General features: G+C 59.7%; 18 protein-coding genes. 12 read left to right on the top strand and 6 right to left on the bottom strand.

The genetic code is table 11. From position 1 onward, the window contains the following. Positions 1-157: 157 nt before the first annotated feature. The 3 genes from AB4X18_RS17830 to AB4X18_RS17820 all read right to left on the bottom strand — a co-directional run bounded on the left by AB4X18_RS17830 (position 158) and on the right by AB4X18_RS17820 (position 2861). Positions 158-880, bottom strand: a complete 723-nt coding sequence (locus AB4X18_RS17830; protein WP_370401353.1) for an RlmE family RNA methyltransferase — start codon at positions 878-880, stop codon at positions 158-160. Position 881: 1 nt separating this feature from the next. Then, complete coding sequence (locus AB4X18_RS17825; RefSeq protein WP_370401352.1) at positions 882-2003, bottom strand: Ppx/GppA phosphatase family protein; 1122 nt, start codon at positions 2001-2003, stop codon at positions 882-884. A gap of 90 nt (positions 2004-2093) precedes the next feature. After that, entirely contained in the window at positions 2094-2861 is a 768-nt protein-coding gene (locus tag AB4X18_RS17820) for a Stf0 family sulfotransferase (protein ID WP_370401351.1), read from the bottom strand. Between the two features lie 202 nt (positions 2862-3063). Here AB4X18_RS17820 and AB4X18_RS17815 point away from each other — a divergent pair, with 202 nt between their 5' ends. The 10 genes from AB4X18_RS17815 to AB4X18_RS17770 all read left to right on the top strand — a co-directional run bounded on the left by AB4X18_RS17815 (position 3064) and on the right by AB4X18_RS17770 (position 10648). Continuing rightward, positions 3064-3360, top strand: a complete 297-nt coding sequence (locus AB4X18_RS17815) for a virulence factor (protein WP_370401350.1) — start codon at positions 3064-3066, stop codon at positions 3358-3360. A 33-nt stretch (positions 3361-3393) separates the two neighbouring features. Continuing rightward, entirely contained in the window at positions 3394-4320 is a 927-nt protein-coding gene (locus AB4X18_RS17810; protein ID WP_432816855.1) for a methylenetetrahydrofolate reductase, read from the top strand. 10 nt (positions 4321-4330) lie between these two features. Beyond that, a complete protein-coding gene (locus tag AB4X18_RS17805) occupies positions 4331-5410 on the top strand; it encodes a methyltetrahydrofolate cobalamin methyltransferase (protein WP_432816854.1) in 1080 nt (359 codons plus the stop codon). A gap of 220 nt (positions 5411-5630) precedes the next feature. Then, the gene (locus tag AB4X18_RS17800; RefSeq protein WP_432816853.1) at positions 5631-5906 is read left to right on the top strand and encodes an STAS domain-containing protein; all 276 of its coding nucleotides are present in this window, start codon (positions 5631-5633) and stop codon (positions 5904-5906) included. Next, positions 5903-6268, top strand: a complete 366-nt coding sequence (locus AB4X18_RS17795; protein WP_370401347.1) for a response regulator — start codon at positions 5903-5905, stop codon at positions 6266-6268. The genes AB4X18_RS17800 and AB4X18_RS17795 overlap by 4 nt, the downstream gene beginning before the upstream one ends. Before the next feature lie 10 nt (positions 6269-6278). Then, positions 6279-8513, top strand: coding sequence for a chemotaxis protein CheA (locus AB4X18_RS17790; RefSeq protein ID WP_432816852.1), 2235 nt, complete (start codon positions 6279-6281; stop codon positions 8511-8513). Beyond that, complete coding sequence (locus tag AB4X18_RS17785; protein ID WP_370401346.1) at positions 8510-8968, top strand: chemotaxis protein CheW; 459 nt, start codon at positions 8510-8512, stop codon at positions 8966-8968. The genes AB4X18_RS17790 and AB4X18_RS17785 overlap by 4 nt, the downstream gene beginning before the upstream one ends. Then, on the top strand, positions 8965-9813 hold the full coding sequence (locus AB4X18_RS17780) for a CheR family methyltransferase (protein ID WP_432816851.1): 849 nt from the start codon (positions 8965-8967) through the stop codon (positions 9811-9813). The genes AB4X18_RS17785 and AB4X18_RS17780 overlap by 4 nt, the downstream gene beginning before the upstream one ends. A gap of 59 nt (positions 9814-9872) precedes the next feature. After that, positions 9873-10259: a response regulator gene (locus tag AB4X18_RS17775; RefSeq protein ID WP_370401344.1), complete on the top strand. Its 387-nt coding sequence runs from the start codon at positions 9873-9875 to the stop codon at positions 10257-10259. A gap of 35 nt (positions 10260-10294) precedes the next feature. Continuing rightward, entirely contained in the window at positions 10295-10648 is a 354-nt protein-coding gene (locus AB4X18_RS17770) for a hypothetical protein (RefSeq protein ID WP_370401343.1), read from the top strand. Positions 10649-10756: 108 nt separating this feature from the next. On the opposite strand, the gene AB4X18_RS17765 is transcribed toward AB4X18_RS17770, so the two are convergent. Together AB4X18_RS17765 and cheB are read right to left on the bottom strand one after the other, a co-directional pair. Further along, positions 10757-11266 (bottom strand): chemotaxis protein CheD, encoded by a 510-nt coding sequence (locus tag AB4X18_RS17765; protein WP_370401342.1) that lies wholly within the window; start codon positions 11264-11266, stop codon positions 10757-10759. Continuing rightward, a complete protein-coding gene (gene cheB, locus AB4X18_RS17760) occupies positions 11263-12357 on the bottom strand; it encodes a chemotaxis-specific protein-glutamate methyltransferase CheB (protein WP_370401341.1) in 1095 nt (364 codons plus the stop codon). Before cheB ends, AB4X18_RS17765 begins: the two co-directional genes overlap by 4 nt. 336 nt (positions 12358-12693) lie before the next feature. Here cheB and AB4X18_RS17755 point away from each other — a divergent pair, with 336 nt between their 5' ends. Beyond that, positions 12694-14880: a DUF6851 domain-containing protein gene (locus tag AB4X18_RS17755; RefSeq protein WP_432816850.1), complete on the top strand. Its 2187-nt coding sequence runs from the start codon at positions 12694-12696 to the stop codon at positions 14878-14880. A gap of 65 nt (positions 14881-14945) precedes the next feature. Here AB4X18_RS17755 and AB4X18_RS17750 read toward each other — a convergent pair whose 3' ends face one another. Further along, positions 14946-15638, bottom strand: coding sequence for a hypothetical protein (locus AB4X18_RS17750; RefSeq protein ID WP_370401338.1), 693 nt, complete (start codon positions 15636-15638; stop codon positions 14946-14948). A gap of 181 nt (positions 15639-15819) precedes the next feature. Here AB4X18_RS17750 and AB4X18_RS17745 point away from each other — a divergent pair, with 181 nt between their 5' ends. Next, complete coding sequence (locus AB4X18_RS17745) at positions 15820-16779, top strand: PAS domain-containing protein (RefSeq protein WP_370401337.1); 960 nt, start codon at positions 15820-15822, stop codon at positions 16777-16779. Positions 16780-16811: the final 32 nt, after the last annotated feature.

Raw genomic sequence — 16811 nt, 5'->3', positions numbered from 1 at the left:
AGAACACCGGAGACGTTAGGCAGGAAGGCTTAAGCTGCAGTAAACGGTCGCAAAGCCGTCGATGAAAACTCAACCCAATTTGAAACAACATGCCACGGCAGGGGACAAGATCGTTGAACATCAACTTAGGGTCATAATTACCTGAAACCAGTAGAATTTAGTCACCTGCCTTAAACCCTGTCGCGACCACGAACTTTTCCGAACTGTCAGAACGGCTTGCAGGCGGCTTGATGTTCGCAACCTTCGTGAACCGCTGTTTGAGCAGTTTCTGAAGCTCCCCTTCGGCCCCGCCTGCCAGCACCTTGGCAACAAAGGTGCCGCCGGGATCAAGCACATCAAAAGCAAAATACGCCGCCGCCTCGCACAGGGACATGATGCGCAGATGGTCGGTTTGCTTGTGTCCGGAGGATGCAGCCGCCATGTCGGACATAACCACGTCCGCCGGGCCGCCCAGCCAATCCTTCACCTGTTTGTCTGCATCGTCTTCCATGAAATCAAGCACATGCAGCTCACACCCCGCGATTGGTTCCATCTCCTGAAGGTCAATGCCGAGGATCGTACCCTGTGCCTTGCCCGGCTTTTCGCCCAGCACGTTGCAACGCTTCACAGCCACCTGGCACCACCCGCCCGGCGCCGCACCCAGATCGACGACCCGCGCGCCCGGGACAAGGAACCGAAACTTATCGTCCAATTCCATGATCTTGTAGGCCGCTCTTCCTCTGTATCCTTCAGCCTGCGCGCGCTTGACGTAAGGGTCATTCAACTGCCGCTGCAACCAGCGGGTAGAGGACAGCTTGCGCCCGCGCGCTGATTTGACCTTCACCTTCAACTCGCGCTGACCACGTCCGGAGGTGTTCTTGCCGCTGGGGGTCTTGGCCATGTCAGTATGTTCCTTCTTCCAGCACGCCATCCGCGCTCATCTGTGCATAAAGCAAACCTTCCCGCAGCCCACGGTCCGCCACGCTGAGCCGATCCGTCGGCCAACAGCGCATCAGCGCCTGCAGGATCGCGGCACCAGACATGATCAGCGCGGACCGGTCCTGTCCGATACGCGGGTCGCTTTGCCGCCCTTCCGGCCCCATGGCCAGATAGGAATGGATGACCTTGTCGATCTGGTCGCTGGTCATGCGCAACCCGTCCACCTTGGTCCTGTCATAGCGTTTCAGCCCCAGATGGCTGGCCGCGACCGTGGTGACGGTGCCGGATGTGCCGACAATCTGGAACCGTTCCTGTGGCTGTGCGGACTGATACGGCGTGAAATCGGTCAGATTTTCCTCAAAAAACCAGCTCATCAAGGCGAAACGCGCGGCGTCGTCCTCAACATCGTTGAACTGGTCGCGCAGGGTCGCGACGCCAAGGGGAACGGATATCCAGTCGACAACCTTCGCCTGGGGGAGGTCACTTTGGACCTGCTTGAAGCCCGAATGAAGCTGCATGATGGCCTGTGCGCGGTCCTGTCTTGGAACGCCGGAGACATCGATCCATACCAATTCGGTGGACCCGCCCCCGATATCGACCACCAGCAGGTTTTCGGTCTTTTGACTGACCAGCGGTGCACAGGAAATCACCGCAAGTTGCGCTTCCTCCTCTGGCTTGATGATATCGAGGCGCAGCCCGGTTTCGCGCTGGATGCGGCGCATGAATTCATCACCGTTGTGTGCGCGCCGACAAGCTTCGGTCGCGACAAGACGCATGGAACCGACCTTGTTGCGACGCAGTTTCTGCTGGCAGATGCGAAGGGCCTGAAGGGTGCGCGACATGGATCCGCGCGACAACCGCCCGGTCTTTTCCAACCCCGCGCCCAGTTGCACGGATTTGGAAAAACTGTCCACCACATGAAAACCGCTGCCCTTTGGTCGGGCGATCAACATGCGGCAACTATTTGTGCCAAGATCGAGAGCCGCGTACAGCTTGGTCGATCCCGGCTTGGCTGGCGCGGGGCTCAGAGCCGGTCGTTTATCCTTTTCGAGCGCGCCCGCACCTTTGGGACGCTTTGGCGCCATCTTCTTGCGCCTTTCATAACGAGTTGCCTTGAAACTAATCCTCTCGCGTCTCTCGCGCAAGCGTCATGATGCAGGTCCGGCTGTTTCGCCTCAGGCGGAATGGCGGCGGCGATACTCCGCGATCCAGGCGACGGAGGTTTCATCCGCCAGCTTGCGCGTCCCCGGCGTCACATGGTTGGCGCAATCGGGGTCTTTTCCGATGTATAACAATATCTTACGCAGCACCGTCAATGGGTCTGCGGACAAGGCTTCATAGGTCACGCGCAGCGGTACGATACCTTGCGCGTCAAACCATCGGGGCCAGAGTTCATCATAGGTGCGCAGCATCGTCATCCGTTCCGTGATGCGGGCCGCATCGAAGCCATCAGGCTCCGTCGGGGGGATGCGTTCAATGTCGCCCCCGTCCGGGGCGCTGTGCCACAGACCGGTCTGCTCTGCCCGCAAATACGATATCGCTTCAGCGAGCTTGTCGGTCCGCGTCAGGTGTATGTAACGGGTGACGCCGAAGGCCGCGTCAAAGCGCGCGCGGTCTGTCCGGGCGGATGGATGCATGCGCGCCAGCCAATTGCACGCATAGGTCAGATCGGGGCCCATGAGCCGCAGACCGAACCGATCCGTGCCCTGACGTCCAGCCGATTTCATGGCCTGGAAATAGGCGTGAGAAAACGTCTCGTCCTCTGGTTGCGGCGGGTCGGCAATGCCCCAGGATTGACACCAATCGGCCAGGCTCTTTTGACGGAAAAAGGAGTCCGGCGCCCCCGCCACGCCGGTCTGCCGCAGCAGATCGCAGGTCAGCGTCGTGCCGCTGCGCGGCGTGCTGCACAATACGTAGGCATCGCAATGGGTTTGATCCGACATCCTGCAAAACGTCGCATAGTGCCGCCTCGCGCTCAACCTCACATTGATGTTGAGAATAATGAGGACGTCTGCCCCTCGTTCGATGCGGACGAATATCATACATGAAGGGAGTCGTTCGCGAAGTGCGGATTGTCGGAAAAATGCGACGCATAACGAGCGGCAAGCGATAGAGAAGCACACATCGCAACGGAGGAATCAGCTCATGCCCGACGTCACAATCGTCTACTGGCGCGACATCCCGGCTCAGGTGATCGTGGGCAAGGGGCGCCGCGGGTCCAAGCGCCCGTTGCCCGAGCGGTTCGAGCAGGCGATCGACCGCGCCGCAATGAAGGTTGGCGCAGGCGATACGGATGCCTATCTGGCGGAATGGCGCAAGGCGGAGCCCTTTACGGTTGAGGGGGATCCCGATGCCGTCGCCGATGCAGAAGCCGCACGACTGGACGCGGAATACGACCGCGAGCGGATCAAGACACTGATTGCCAACGACGGCTGGGCATAGGTCCCAGTGCTTAACGTGTTCAAGGAGAACATCATGGCCCTTCTCAACTTCCGCCGCAAAGAGGCACCCTCCCCCGCAGGCGTCAATGCAGATGTCGAAGCGTTCCTTCAGGATTTCTCCATCGAGGTGATGCCCCGCACCGCCGAGAAGGTAGAGGATTTCCGCGCCCTGCTGCCCGCACAGACGCGCGTCTACATTGCCCATATCGAAGGCACCCCGATCGATGATATGGTCGCCACGGCCAAGCGCCTGCACGCGGACGGGTTCAAGGTCATGCCGCACTTTCCCGCGCGCATCATCAGGGACCGCGCCACGCTGGCCGACTGGATCGCGCGCTACCAGGGCGAAGCGGATGTGAAGCAGGCGTTGCTGCTGGCCGGCGGTGTGGCCAGCCCACACGGGGATTTCAGCGATTCCATGCAATTGCTGGAGACGGGGCTTTTCGACGAGGCCGGGTTCGAGCGGCTGCACGTGGCGGGCCACCCCGAAGGAAATCGCGACATCGACGCCAAGGGCACCGCCAATGTGGACGCCGCGTTGAAGTGGAAGAACGATTTCCAGACCCGCTCCGATGCGCAGATGGCAATTGCGACGCAGTTCGCCTTCGATGCCAAGCCGATCATCGCCTGGGCCGACAGTCTGCGTGACGCGGGCATCACCCTGCCCGTGCACATCGGCATCGCGGGGCCAGCCAAGCTGCAAACGCTGATCAAGTTCGCCATCGCCTGCGGCGTCGGCCCATCGCTCAAGGTGCTGCAAAAGCGCGCGATGGATGTGACCAAGCTGCTGCTGCCCTATGAGCCGACGGACGTGCTGAACACATTGGCCGCGCACAAGGCCGCCAATCCGGACTTCAACATCTCCCACGTGCACTTTTTCCCGCTCGGTGGAATCAAGACCAATGCCAATTGGGCCATCGAAAACGGCGGCAGCTCTGCCGTCCCTGCAAACGCCGCCTGAAGGACTTTCCATGACCCGCACCATCGTCGAATCCAAGACCAAGACCGCCGTTATCGGCTTTGAAGAGCCGTTCTGCGTCATCGGCGAGCGGATCAATCCCACAGGCCGCAGGATCCTGTCGGAAGAGCTTGAACGCGGTGACTTTTCCCGGGTTGAGGCCGATGCCGTGGCGCAGGCCAATGCGGGGGCTACGGTGCTCGACGTGAACTCCGGCGCGGTTTTTTCCAACAAGATGGCCGAAGACCCGCGTTATGCCGACAACAACTTCGTCGAACCCACCCTGATGCCGGAATTGATCAGACGGGTGCAGGCGGTGACGGATACGCCGATCTGCATCGACAGTTCCGTGCCAGGTGCGCTGGAAGCCGGTCTGGAGGCCTGCGAGGGTCGCCCGCTGCTGAACTCCGTCACCGGCGAGGAAGAGCGGCTGGAACTGGTGCTGCCTTTGGTCAAGAAATACAACGTGCCGGTGGTGGCGATTTCAAACGATGACACCGGCATTTCCGAAGATCCGGACGTGCGGTTTGCCGTTGCCAAGCTGATCGTCGAACGTGCGGCTGACTTTGGCATCCCCGCCCATGACATCGTCGTCGATCCGCTGGTCATGCCGATTGGCGCGATGGCGACCGCCGGCCATCAGGTCTTTACCCTTGTGCGCCGTTTGCGCGAGGAATTGGGCGTGAATACCACCTGTGGCGCGTCCAACATCAGCTTTGGCTTGCCCAACCGCCACGGCATCAACAACGCGTTTTTGCCCATGGCGATGGGGGCCGGCATGACGTCCGCCATCATGAACCCAGTCGCCCTGCCGGTGAATGCGGCCAAGATCGCTGAAAAGCGGGCCGAGGTCGAAGCGCTGGGTGTGGCACTGCCCGAAGGGATGGACGACGAGGCGTTCGTGCAGCTTTTCGGCATGGGATCGACCCTGCCCCGCGCGGGCAAGGAGATGGAAGCGATCCGGGCAGCGAATTTCCTGTTTGACCGCGACCCGCATGGCGGCGAATGGATAAAATTCAACAAGGTGGCCCCCAAGGCGGGCCACGAAGGCCGTGGCCGTGCAGGCCGGACGGGGGGCCGTCGCCGCCGCTAAACCAACCACCTGATCTGAAGATCAAACCCCGTGTCCACAGGGCACGGGGTTTTTTGTTGACGCAGACTGAGTGCATCCGCCCATCACCGTCCGAATGAAATACCGCCTCTGGCCTCAGAGGGGTAACGGAGAATTAAGAAGCAAGCCCCTACAAGTAGCCATCCAAGCAGAGGGAGCTTGCCGGAAATGTTGCAGGATCAATCGCGCCCGCGGGTGTGCCATGGCTGATGTTTTGACGCCGAAGGGAAAGCTCGACCTGGCTGCTGCCACCGATCTGCGCACGGCTTTGATGGCGCAGCCCGATGGTGATATCACGCTCGATCTGGGCCAGGTGACACAGATCGGGGCGCTTTGCATGCAGGTTTGCGTCGCGGCCGGCAAGTCCCTGCGCGCAAAGGGGCATTACCTTCAGATCATCAATACACCTGATCCGGTGATGGCCCATCTACAGGCCATGGGCATGACCCCGGAAACACTTGCGGAGGGTGCGCCATGACACTTGAGGTACTGGCCGTGGATGACAGCCGCACCATGCGCGACATGATCAAGATGGCGCTGTTGCCCGCCGGGTTCACCGTGCACACTGCGGATGATGGCGTGCATGGCATCGAGGTTCTGGATGGCATCACCCCCGACGCGATCATCACTGACATCAACATGCCCCGCATGGACGGCTTCGGTTTCATTGACGCCGTGCGCGAGCAGAACCGCCACCGCGCAACGCCGATCCTTGTGCTGACAACCGAAGCCGCGCCGGAACTCAAACAGCGCGCGCGCTCCGCCGGGGCGACAGGCTGGATCGTCAAACCCTTCGATCCCGACAAACTGGTCAAGGCCCTGCACATGGTCGCGGGATAAGGAGCATCTGATGAGCAGCGATACCGACCCAATGGCCGAAATCCGGGCGTCCTTCTTCATTGAATGTGAAGAACTGCTGGAAGCCCTTCAGGACAGCCTGCAAACCATGGACGATGGCGACGGGGATACCGAAACCATCAACATCGTGTTCCGTGCCGTGCATTCGATCAAGGGCGGTGCCGGCGCATTCGGGCTGGAGGCGCTCGTGCGATTCGCGCATCGCTATGAAACGGTGCTGGACGAGGTGCGCGCGGGCCGCTTCGATGTTACTGCGGAGGCGATGAAGGTCTTCTTTCAGGCCGCCGATCACCTGTCCGACCTCGTCCGTATCAGCCGCGACGGGGAGGCATTGCCGGACGATAAGACAGCCGAATTGCTGACCGCGCTGGACGCGTTTCTACCCAGTTTGGCCGTCACTGAAGAAGAAGAACCGGAGGAGATCGATTTTCAGCCGATGGGCCTTGCCCTTGATCTTGACTTTGGCGGTGATGCGCCCGCGTTTGATTTGTCTGATCTGCCCCCGCCGCCGCCCATGCCAGGCCCGACCGCCGGACCTTTTGTCATCACGTTCACCCCGCACACGGAACTGTTTGCCACCGGGAATGAACCTGCGCTTTTATTGCGGAACCTGTTGGAACTGGGCCAAGGCACGGTCACATGCGACACGACACAGGTCCCCGATCTGGAGAATCTGACGTCTGAGGTCCCTCACCTGACCTGGACCGTAGTCCTAGACGCCGACGTGGAGCAGACCGAGGTGGCAACGATCTTCGATTTCGTCGAGGGGCTGTGCACGCTCAACATCACGCAGGATGGCGCCGACACCTCCGGCACCACCGCACAAGACACCGCCCTTTCGCCAGCCCCGGCTGATCCCTCCCTGATCCAGCCATTGCCCGAAGCGCCCTCCCCGACGCCAGCCGAATCTGCGCCAAAACCGCAGACGCCACCCACGCCATCGCCTCCGAAGGCACCCGCCACATCCGCCAAACCGACCGCGGGAGGCGGCGGTGCAGCGGCCAAATCGGTCGTTCGCGTGGATCTGGACCGCATTGAAAGGCTTGTGAACCTTGTCGGGGAACTCGTGATCAATCAGGCGATGTTGAGCCAAAGCCTTGAGCAATCAGGGCTGTCGCCGCACTCCGACGCGATGAACGGGCTTGAGGAATTCCAGCGCCTGACCCGAGATATTCAGGACTCAGTGATGATGATCCGCGCACAGCCCGTCAAATCCCTGTTCCAGCGCATGTCCCGCATCGTGCGCGAAGCGTCTTCCGCCGTGGACAAGGACGTCAGGCTTCACACTTTCGGAGAGGCGACCGAGGTCGACAAGACGGTGATCGAACGCTTGGCCGACCCACTGACCCACATGATCCGCAACGCGGTCGATCACGGTCTGGAAAGCAAGGAGGACCGGATCGCCGCAGGCAAGTCCCCGCAGGGCACCGTCAATCTGACCGCCGCGCACCGGTCCGGGCGGGTCGTGATCGAAATCTCGGACGACGGCGCGGGGATCAATCGCCCGAAGGTTCTGCAAATCGCCATCGACAAGGGGCTTATCCCGCCAGACGTGCAGTTGAGCGATACGGAGATCGACAACCTCCTTTTCCTGCCCGGTTTTTCCACGGCGTCGGTGGTGTCGGATCTGTCCGGCCGGGGTGTCGGCATGGATGTGGTGCGCACCGCAATCCAGGCGTTGGGCGGACGCATCACCACCACGTCCCAACCCGGCCAGGGGACATCTTTTTCAATCTCCCTGCCGCTGACCCTCGCGGTGCTGGACGGCATGGTCGTCGAAGTCGCCGGTGAAACGCTTGTCCTGCCCCTGAACCTTGTGATCGAAACCCTGACGCTGCAACACGACGATGTGGAAATGGTGCGCCCGGGCAACCACGTGATCGAGGTGCGCAGCGGGTTTGTGCCGCTATTTGATCTGGGGGCCGCAATGGGATACCGCGCACCGCTTGATAATTTCGGGGATGCGGTGGTGCTGCTGATCGCGCTTGAAGACGGCGGCCGCGCGGCGATCATGATCGACAATATCCTCGACCAGCGTCAGGTCGTGATCAAGGGTCTGGATGACAGCTTCTACCGCGCCCCCGGTATCGCGGCCGCGACCATCCTCGGGGACGGGCAGATCGCGTTGATCCTTGACCCATCCGATATCATCAACAGCACCTCTTCAAGCGCCATATCCCAGGCAGGCACGCCTCCTGCCAGTCAGGCCGCAGGAGCATCCGCATGAGTGAAGACACCAAACCTGCCACGATCGAACTGCTGACGTTCCGCCTTGCGGAGCAGGAGTATTCGCTCGACATCATGTCGGTGCGTGAAATCCGTGGCTGGACCCATGCAACGCCCCTGCCCCATGCGCCCCGCTACATGAAGGGCGTGATCAATCTGCGCGGCACGGTTTTGCCCGTAATGGATCTTGCCGAACGGCTTGGTCTGCCCTCGCGCGAACAAAGCGAACGCAATGTGATCATCGTGGTCAAACACGAGGACATGATGACCGGGCTTCTGGTCGATGCGGTGTCCGACATCGTGGCGTTGACCTCCGATGATCTGCAACCCCCACCGGAGCTGACGTCGGCTGCTGCGGCAGGCGTTGTCAGCGCGCTGACCCTGATCGAAGAGCGGATGATCCGCGTTCTTGATCTGGCGGCAACGGTCGATGTAGCCGAAAGCACCGCCGCATGAACGCGAAGGCGCACACCAATCTGCAACTGGATGCCGCAAGTTTCCGCGCGATTGCCGATCTTGCCTACCGCGAAAGCGGGCTGACGCTGGTTGAAGAAAAGGCGACCATGATCCAATCGCGCTTGCGTCAACGCTTGCGCGCGCTCGGTCTGAGCAATTTTCAGGACTATTGCACCCTGATCGGCTCCGATGATGGCCATACGGAGCGGCGGCACCTCATTTCCGCGCTGACGACGAACGTCTCCCACTTCTTTCGGGAGAGCCATCATTTTGAAACGCTTGCAACTGTTCTTGAAAATCGCCTGCCCCATCTGCGCGCCGGGGGAACGATGCGCATCTGGTCGGCGGGCTGTTCCAACGGGCAGGAAGCGGTTTCAGCGCTGATCACACTGCTTGAACATGCACCCGAAGTGGCCAATCTTGATCTGCGCATTCTGGGCACCGATATTGACCCCAAGGTCGTCGCCTTTGCCCGCGCAGGCGTTTATCCCGACCGCCTGATGGGCGGTGTTTCGGACGCCTTGCGTGCCAAGTATTTCACCAATGCCAATACCGCCGATGGTGAAGCGGAATACGCAACCAATGAAATGATCCGCCGGATGATCCGTTTCAATGAATTGAACCTGCTGGGGCAATGGCCAATGGCGCGGCCCTTTGACCTGATCCTGTGCCGCAACGTGGTCATCTATTTCGATGCGCAGACCCAAGCCGCGCTTTGGCCGCGTTTCCGCAAGGTTCTCAAATCCGACGGCCTGCTGTTTCTGGGTCATTCCGAACGCATTTCCGATCCCGCCCGCTTCGGGTTCGATTGCACAGGCCCGACGACCTACGCCCCCCTGGCCTGACAAGGCGCAATATCACAACGGTCTCCGCGTTTCGGAGCTACAGCAACGAGGAAGATAACATGGCATTGCGCGACCAAATCCGGATCATGGTGGTGGACGACATGTCCACCAGTCGCGGCTTGATCACACAAGCGCTTGACGCCTTTGGGGTTCGCAACGTGGCGACGGCTGAGAACGGCAAGGAGGCGCTGCATCACCTTGCCAGACAGCCCGCGCATCTGGTGATCTCGGACTACAATATGCCCGAGATGGACGGCCTGCAATTGTTGCACTATCTGCGCGGTACGCCGCAAACAAAGGGGGTGGGTTTTGTCCTGATCACAGGTCGGGCGGAACAACAGATCATTGATCACGGCAAGAAGCTGGGCATGAACAACTATCTCAAAAAACCGTTCCAGCCCGATGAATTGCGCAATTGCATCGAGGCGGTGGTTGGCAAGCTTTGATGTCGGCTGCCGCTCCTCTTCCGCAGGATCAGACGATGCATGGACTTCTGCATCGTATTTCCGAGCATCTTGATCACCTCGCAAACATGACGCACGAGGTTGAACACACGATTGCCGAAGAACTTGCGCAGGATGCCAAGGCGCAATCGGCCAATAGCCTCGCGCGGCTTCAGAACCTCGACTTTCTGCGGCAATACGCGGAAGATCTGGCATTGCTGACGCTCCACCTGAGCCAGTTGGAGCAGTTCGACAGGATCTCGGGCGCACAGGCGGTGAACCTGTCCCAACGCGTGCGGCTTGAGCGCACCCGAGCGCTGCTTTTTCCCGGTGCGCAGCCCGTTGCGTTGTCCTGTCCGTCCCCGGACACGGGTGAGGTTGATCTGTTCTAGGGTCTGATCCTGCCGGGACATTCCGGGGTGATCACCTAATATGTCAGAAGGGAATGCCTCTGATGGATGGCGCAAGGTGTGTAGGCTCAAACGACAACCGCCCGGTCCTTAGAACAACTCCAGCCCATTCCCGACCGGCTTCACCACGGGTGGCGTTTCGGCATCCATATCGATGGTGTTTCTTTGCATTTTCATTTTCACAGCGCCCGTGGTGGGAACAAACTTGAGCTGCCGCGCGGCACTGCCTCCCAACGATTGTGACATGCAAGGGATGGCTTCAGCTTCCAGAAAGCTCAGGATGAAAGCACCGTTTGCCGCACCGATATCCGACAACCCACTGACCATCTTTGCGCCGCCGAAGGCTTTTGCGCGCAAATGGGATCTGCGCGCCCCGAGCTTGAGCAGATCATTGATCAACAACTCCATCGCATTGACACCGGCAAAATCCTGAACCGAAGATCGGTGCCGGGTCAGCAACATATGATTCATCCCGCCAACGCCCCGCTCGGGATCCCAAAGACAACACGCGACACATGAACCCAGAAGCGTCGAAATCGACAGCTCTGGATCATCCGATACAAGGTATTCACCCTGAGTGATCACGGCACGACGGGTCAAATCACGCCCTCGCGCCGATTGTTCCGACGCCATGTATTGACCGCATCATTCACTGCAGCACCAATGCCCGACACGTGAAGCTGCTTCTGAACAGCGCCCCGTTCAAACGCTGCGCGCGGCATGCCGTAAACCACGCTGCTGGCTTGATCCTGTCCAAGCGTCGCGGCGCCCTTATCCCGCAGGCGCAGCATGCCATCGGCACCGTCATGCCCCAGACCAGTAAGGATCACCGCAATAACGTCTCGGCCATGCTGCGCGGCAGAGGCAAAAAGGGCATCCACGGAAGGGCAGTGCAGCGTATCTTCCGCAGGCGGGGCGAAGCGGCAGGACCACTGGCTGCCCTTGCGGTTCACATGCGTCTGCGTCCCCTCTGCCGGGGCCAATCGAACCTGCCCGGGCCATAGGTCTTCCGCTGCCACCGCGAGCCCGACATCCTGTGCCAGCTTTCGGTTCAACTGATTGGCAAAGCTGACCAGAAACGGACCCGGCATATGCTGCACGACAACCACGGGCGGACCTTCGGGATCAAGCGCGCCCAGCACGGTTTCCAGGGCGGCCACCCCGCCGGTCGATGCCCCGATCAGGACAATCGGCATCGGCCCGGTTCTGTACATGCCTGTCGTTTCGCGCGCGATGGTCTGAGGATGGGTGCGCGGCTGCACAGTGCTGCAAGCGGCGGAATAGACCCGCCGCGCAATCAAAAGCTGTGCGGCTTCATCGTTTGACGCTGTGGGCTTCAGGATATAGTCGACCGCACCCAGCGAAAGGGCCTGCACCGTCGCGGCAGTGTGGTTGCGCGTGGCGCCGGAAATCATCACCACCGGCATCGGACGCAACCGCATCAGCCGATCGAGAAACTCCAAACCGTTCATGCCGGGCATCTCGATATCCAGCGTCAGCACATCGGGCCGGGTCTGTTTGATCACCTCACGCGCTTCATAGGCCGAGGCTGCCTCTCCCACCACCGCGAGGCGCGGATCCTGTTCAATGACAAGTCGCAACCACGCCCGCAGGGAACGTGAATCGTCCACGATCACGACGCGCTTGCGCTGTACGCTTTCCATCACGCCACGGGCCGGGGGCGCTGCCATTATTCCGTCCGCCCCCCTTGGTGCGGACAGGGCGGAATTCCAACGCAGTGACACCATCCAGTCATGCGCCACACTGGCGCGAAATGGATGAAGATGGGTTTAATCCAGATCAAAATTCGAACAATCGACCTTTGGACGGAACAGCCTTTGATGCAAACTTGGCAACGATTTCTGCAAATTTTGAAGATCGTTTCGATCCAGTGCCTGAATACCGGTCCTTCAGTTCGCGCAAACCGTGTATTGTGGCGGTTTCGCCTTATTTAGATTGGTCTGCTCTCGAAACCGTGATAATTCTTACAGCATTAGAACGGTGCCTTTTCAGACGGAGTATTTCTCATGCCAGTAAATGAACAGTCCATTGTCGCCCAATGGAACGAAGTAAATCTGGAAGCCATTCGCCAAGGGTCGGCATTGCCCACGACCTCGTCCTATCAGCTGCACCTGGTCAGCGCCGCCGTCTATGACGCGTACGCCGCGTTCGACCCACTTGCCGATGGGTACTATTCGAAAATCGACACGCCCCTGCTGAACACCGAGGCCAACAAGGCCGAAGCGGTCAGCTTTGCCGCCTACACCGCCCTGAGCGAGATCTATCCAGAGCAACAGGCGCTTTTCGATGCCTTCATGGCTGAACTCGGCTATGATCCGGCCGCGGCCAATACCGATCCGTCAACGGCGGCAGGTGTCGGGACGCTTGCGGCGGAAAACGTGTTTGACGCGCGTGTCGGTGATGGATCCAACGCTGAAAACGGCTATGTCGACACCACCGGATACATGCCCGTCAACGATCCCGAGCCGGGCTCTGACGGGGCGCCGGGCGGCGTCGATTTCGATCCGAACCACTGGCAACCCTTGCGCGTGCCGACCGGGACGGTGGTGAATGAAGACGGCGTGCCGATCATTGATCCGAACGATCCTGCAAGTTACTCCGATCAGGTCGCGATCACCCCACATTGGGGCGAAGTCACCAGTTTTGGCATGGAAGACAACAGCATGTTCCGGCCAGACACGCCTCCGCAGTTGGGGGATTTCTCCGAATATGTCGATGGCGCGGGCAACGTGACGACCAACGATCAGGCCTATCGCGACCAGGTCACGGAAGTGATGGACATATCCGCGAACCTGACCAACGAACACAAGGTGATGGCGGAGTTCTGGGCTGACGGCCCGCGCACCGAAGCGCCTCCCGGCCACTGGAACCAGATCGCGCAGGACATCGCGCTGCGGGACAATCACGGGTTGGACCAGGACGCGCAGATGTTCTTTGCCCTCAACGCCGCGATCTTCGACGCGGGCATCGCCACCTGGGAAGCGAAATATCACTACGACTATATCCGGCCACAGTCCGCCATTCGGGACCTCTACCATGGGCAGAACATCGAAGCCTGGGGCGGGCCAAACAGCGGCACCGAGATGATGCTGGGTGAGGAGTGGCAGCCCTATCAGAATGTGACATTCGTCACGCCGGCCTTCCCGGAGTATGTCTCAGGTCATTCGACGTTCTCGATGGCCGCGGCCAAGACGCTTGCTGCATTTACCGGTACCGATGCGTTTTATGACGGCGTAAGCTACGGCAATTACGATCTGGATTCCGTAGAGGGCACCGACCTTCTGGGCCAATACGTGACCAACGAACTGGTCTTCGAAGAATTCGGTGAAGGCGAGCCGCACGTCGTCCTGCAGTGGGAAACGCTGACAGAGGCCGCGGAAGAAGCCGGGATTTCGCGTCTTTACGGCGGGATCCACATTCAGGACGGCAATCTCAACGGCTTGAAGGTCGGGGAAGAAGTTGCAGCACATGCCGAAGTGAAGTGGCAGGCCCTGTTCACCCGCGGCGGCAACGACAATTTCGCGACCAACATGGAGGGAGGGCTTGCCCTTGCCGGCAGCGGCGACGACGTGGTGCGCGGGCGGCGCGGCGACGACGAAATCCTTGGCCAGAGCGGTGATGACATCCTGCTGGGGCGGCGCGGCAATGACACGCTTGATGGCGGTGACGGGAAGGATTGGCTCATTGGCGGCCACCACAAGGACCTGTTGATCGGAGGTGACGACAGTGACTTCCTTCATGGGGGCAAAGGCATGGACACGCTTTATGGCGGTGCCGGCGAGGACATATTGCGCGGCGGCCGGGGTCCTGACCTGATGTTCGGCGGTGATGATGACGACCTACTTGCCGGGGGCCAGGGTGACGACACGATCAACGGCGGCGATGGTTCGGATATTCTGCTGGGAAAAGCCGGCCGTGACGTGTTCGTCTTCGACGCCGAAGATGAAGGCGTGGATTTCATCAAGGATTTTGACGAAACACGCGATTCAATTCGGCTGGATGGCTTCTCCGGCATGCCGGAGATCGACAGCGCGTTCGGCGCAGAGGCGGAACTGGATATCGGGATGTACAGCACACTTCGTGGCTACATGCTGACAGTGGGCGATCGGGATATCGTTGAGATAAAGCGCTGGTTCTGTGACCGCCTCGAACTTGAGGACATCGTCATCATGACGGGTGACGACGTCTTCTGAAACGGGACGATGGTGTCTGATCTGCTGGTCCTTTGCCCTTCTGTCTGAAGGTTCCATTGGGTTGGTCAGACGAGGCGCCTGCGCCTTTCAGTTGTCAGTGCATCTTGCAGTCCAGTCAGGATTTCATGTGGTGCAAGCGCCAACCTATGGCTGCGCCGTTCCACATACCGGCGCAGCAATTGCCTGCGGAACTGGATTTCATCTGTCTGGCGCGCGATCTTTTGTCCGGATGCACCCAGCATGTCGTTTGTCCCCCTCAACCCCAATACAGCGGAGGACGAGATATTCAGAAGCAGGGTGGTGATGTCTTCCAACACGCTTGCCGCAATCGCCTGTCCTTCCTCCTGAACCGGGTCGTCAAAACCGGTCTCTGGGGCAAGGGCATGGTTAATGCCGCCCACAAACGACAGAAATCGCATGATGATGTTGATCGCGCCATCGGCCAACCGGGTCGACATGACGTGTATACCGCGCAACGTCAGACCTTCGACTTCATACAGGAAATCCGGCAGGGACTGGACTTCGATCTTGAAGGAGAGTTTTTCCAGACAGGATTCGAGTGCCCGGACAAAGGGCGCTGAAAACGCCTGCCGCAATGTGGCGCCTTCGCCGAAAGAGGCGCGGTCGTTGAATGAATGTCCCTTGATCTGGCAACTGCGCACCAGCGTCTGCCGGTTTCGGTTCGCAATCAGAGAAACAATGAAACGCTGATCGTTCCACGCAGGTTCGCGATGCACATGTGGATTCTCTTCAACCATATAGAAATCTTCCCGAAAACTATCTTGATCTTGATAAGGGATAGAAAAGATAGGTTGATAATCGGTGAATGTCTTTTCGTTAACCATACGAAAACATTAACTAATAAAGAGATTTTCCATCGCGAAAGTCTTCGGCGACGTCAGCAATTACATCTCCGTAAACAACGCAAGCAATCTGCGTATGCACGTCGATCTTCTGCGCAGCCCCCTGCGGGAAGAGGCCCGCAGCCTCGTCGCCATCGCGCTCAAGAACGGCAAACGGCGGTCTGGCGTCCGCCACTTGCTGGCCGAAGGGGATACGGACCGCCTGCGGCTGGACGTCTATCCCATGCTCGCTTCGGAAATCAGTGAAAAAGCTGCCGTGATCGTGTTCACCCCTCTTCGCGCCGAAGAACCAACCGTCCTGACCGACAGGAAGAACGGGGCGAGCGCGACCGCCCAGAGCGAACGCAAATCCACCCTCGAAAACGAAGTCGCCACCACGCGAGAGGTGTTGCAGCAAACCATTGAGGAACTGGAAACTTCCAACGAGGAACTGCAATCACTGAACGAGGAGTTGATCACCGTGAACGAAGAACTTGAGATGACAACGTCGGAACTGACGGAACGGTCGGCTGAACTTGAACCCGTGCTGCGCAGCGCACCGCTGGTCATCCTGGTCACCGACACGGCGCTTCAGATCACCCAGGCCACGCAGGAGGCGATCAATCTGTTCGGGCTTTCATCCCCCACCACCGGACCGCATATCAGCCAGAGCGTTCTGCCTCATGGTTTCCCCGCCCTGTCGCATCTGTGCAGCGAATCCATGCGGCAAGGTGAAAAGACCGTCCGCGACTTCGACTCCAACGGAGAACATGTGAGCCTGATCTGCTCGCCCTACTTCAACAGCCACGGCAAAGTTTCGGGCGTCACCCTTGTCGTCACGCGCTTTCCCGGCCTCGCGATTGAGATGGATACCGTTCTCAAGACCGAAGGGATCTGCGTCATGCATCGAACCAAGGGGGGAAAGGCCATGCGGATCAGCAAACCCTTCGACACGTTTCTGCAATCCACGCCGAAGGCCCTCGTGGGGGAGCGGTTACGCGACTGCATCGACGAAGACGAAGCCGATGAGATCAGCAGCGATGATCGGGAATCCTGACCAGCGTGGTTCCCCATGCCAACGAGGTGCGC

The organism is Sulfitobacter rhodophyticola, from assembly GCF_041281685.2.
Lineage (GTDB): Bacteria > Pseudomonadota > Alphaproteobacteria > Rhodobacterales > Rhodobacteraceae > Sulfitobacter.
This window is presented reverse-complemented; position numbering and strand designations above follow the sequence as displayed.